The 2,976-nt window shown below is 70.9% G+C and carries 2 protein-coding genes; both read right to left on the minus strand.

Features of this window, described 5'->3' with window-relative positions:
- Window positions 1-541 (minus strand): phosphatase PAP2 family protein (locus tag ACM2XV_RS13765; RefSeq protein WP_487027332.1); only part of this gene is annotated, 541 nt, incomplete at its 3' end.
- A 111-nt stretch (window positions 542-652) separates the two neighbouring features.
- Window positions 653-2,746, minus strand: a complete 2,094-nt coding sequence (locus ACM2XV_RS13770) for an acyl-CoA dehydrogenase family protein (RefSeq protein ID WP_344776916.1) — start codon at window positions 2,744-2,746, stop codon at window positions 653-655.
- Between the last annotated feature and the right edge of the window lie 230 nt (window positions 2,747-2,976).

Raw genomic sequence — 2,976 nt, forward strand, 5'->3', positions numbered from 1 at the left:
TTCCCGAGCCGGCGACGTCGGCCTGCCTGTGCGCATAGCTCACGACGAGCGCCCAGCCGAAGGCCGTGCCGAGCGCCACGAGACCCACGCGCAATCCCGTGCCGCTCAGTCGGCGCGGTGCCAGCCAGAGGGCGGCGCACAGCAGAGCCGTCGCCACCGCGGTGTGCCCGCTGGGGAACGTGTTCCAGGGGTAGCCGTTCTCACCGAACCGCGGCCGCGGCAGCAGGGGCTTCGCCGCGGCCGCGGCGAGCGAAGAGATGACGACGAGCGCAAGCGCGCCGAGCACCTCGCGCAGGCGGCGCTGCACGAGGGCGCCGATCGCGAGCACCGCGACGACCACGCCCAGCGCGAGGGGGACCACCAGCCGGCTCGCCTCGAGGATGCCGTGCAGCGCGGTGTCGAGCTCAGGAACCTGGCCGAAGCCCGCGGCGTCGATGTGCTGACCTGCCGGGGTGCACACGAAGAGCAGGTGGCTGCCGGCGAAGGCGCCCAGCAGAACCCCGGCCTGCGCCCACGCCGCCGCCCGGAGTCCGCCCGCCACGCATCGCCTCCCACTGAGGAATTTTCAGTAGGGCAAGGCTAAGCCGCAGGCGGGCGTTCGGCGACCCCTCTTCTTCGCTGCGCCGTCATCGCGCGCTGAGCGCGCGATGCCTCACCGCTTCTTCTTGGCCGCCTTCTCGTCGATCGGGGCCGTGCCGCTCGCGCGCAAGCTCGCGTAGTGCGCCCGAGCCTCGTCCTGGCGGGTGCCCTCGGCGCCCGAGGCGATCGGAGCGCGCACGTGCTCGGGCTCGAAGCCGAACGCGCCGATCAGATCGAGCGTGTGCGGGCGCAGGCGCTCGAGCAGCCGGTTGATGTAGGCGCTCACCGCCTGTCCGCGGCGCGCAGAGATGCGGCCGTGCGTGAGGTACCACGACAGGTGCTTCTCGAACAGCGAGAACGTGAAGAGCGAGTGCACCCAGCCGAGGACCGTCTTGGTGCCGGCATCCGTCACGCCCTCGAGCGCGTCGGTGAATGCCTGCCACTGCTGCAGCTCGCCCCAGGCGCGGGCAGCCGCGATGAGGTCGTCCTGGTTGGCGTTGAACGCGGCGGCCTGCTCGAGCGGCGAGGCCTTGCGCACCTTGTTCAACTCGGCGCCGATGCGTTCGACCATGGTGTCGACGCGGTCCTGCAGCAGGGCTCGCTGCGTGGCGTGGTCCTTCAGCGCCTCGACGCCGTGGCCGACGCCTGCCAGATCGCGCAGGTTCTGCCCGACGCGGCGGATGCCGCCCTCGTTGAACGCCTTGCCGGCCACCTGGCCGGCCGCGTACTTCGCGAGGTCGGTGGCGCTCGCGCCCCTGAATTGCTTGGCGTAGTCGGTCAGCAGGCGCTTGCCCACGAGCTGCAGCAGCACGTTGTTGTCACCTTCGAAGGTCACGTAGACGTCGAGGTCGGCGCGCAGGCCGACGAGGCGGTTCTCGGCGAGGAATCCGCTGCCGCCGCACGCCTCACGCGCCTCCTGCAGCGTGTCGAGTGCGTGCCAGGTCGAGATCGGCTTGAGCGCCGCGGCGAGCGTCTCGAGGTTCTGCCGGTTCTCGTCGGTGTCGGCACGACCCGAGAACACGTCGTCGAAGGCCTTGAGCAGCACATCGTGGCTGAAGTACTGGGCGTAGGTCTGCGCGAGACGCGGCAGCAGCCGGCGCTGGTGGCGCTGGTAGTCGAGCAGCACCTGCTCCTGACCGGGCACGGCGCTCGCGAACTGGCGGCGCTGCGTGGCGTAGGTCAGCGCGATGAACAGGCCGAGCGCGCTCGCGATCGTCGTCGACCCGTCGAGCGAGACGCGGCCCTGCACGAGGGTGCCGAGCATGGTGAAGAAGCGGCGGCCGGGGCTGTCGATCGAGCTCGTGTACGTGCCGTCGGCGGCGACGTCGCCGTAGCGGTTCAGCAGGTTGGTGCGCGGCACGCGCACGTTGTCGAAGTGCAGGCGCCCGTTGTCGACCCCGTTCAGGCCGCCCTTGTGGCCGTCGTCCTCGCCGCCGATGCCGGGCAGGAACTCGCCCGTCGCGGCGTCACGGATCGGCACGTAGAAGCAGTGCACGCCGTGGTTGACGCCCTGGGTGATCAGCTGCGCGAACACGGTCGCCGCGGTCGCGTGCTTCGCCGCGTTCCCGAGGTAGTCCTTCCACGCCGCGCGGAAGGGCGTGTTGATCACGAACTCCTCGGTGTCGGGGTCGTAGGTGGCGGTGGTGCCGATGCTCGCGACATCCGACCCGTGGCCCGTCTCGGTCATCGCGAAGGCGCCGGGCACCGCGAGGCTGATCGCGTCGGGCAGGAACGTGTCGTGGTGGTACTCGGTGCCGAGATGCAGGATCGCGGCGGCGAAGAGCCCCCACTGCACGCCGCCCTTGATCTGCAGGCTCGGGTCGGCGGTGACGAGCTCTTCGAAGGCGGCGAGGTTCCCGCCGGCGTCTTCGTGGCCGCCGAGGCGCTTCGGGAAGGCCCGCAGCTGGAAGCCCTGCGCGGCCTGCACCCGCATCTGGGCCAGCGCGCGCTCGCGCTGCTCGTCGAGGCTGAGACCGTCGACCTTGTGGAACTGCGGGTCCTTCGCGACCTCGCGCGCCTCGAGCCTCACCTCGGGGTAGCTGCCCCGCAGCATCCGCTCGACTAGCGCGACGTCGAGCTTCGGCTCGGCGGGGGCGGGAGCGGAGGGCGCGAGCGGAGCGCTCGCGGGCAGTGCCTGCTCGGTGGTTCGGGGGGCTGTGTCGACCATTGACCTACCTGCCTTACGCAACTCGTCGAATGCCGGGCCGCGCGTCAGTGCGCAGACCGGGATCTTGTCTGAACGCTACGTCCGGCGCGCGCCGGAGTGCACCCGATCAGTGCGGGGTCTACAACCGCGAGCCGCCACAGGGTTTGGGCGCGTTGTCGAAACCGTCACATCCGCGGTCACGGCCCGCGGGCCGGCGAGTGTGAGATTTCGTCGACGTGCGCTTCGATGGA

The organism is Gryllotalpicola sp. CP2-P1, assembly GCF_057512245.1.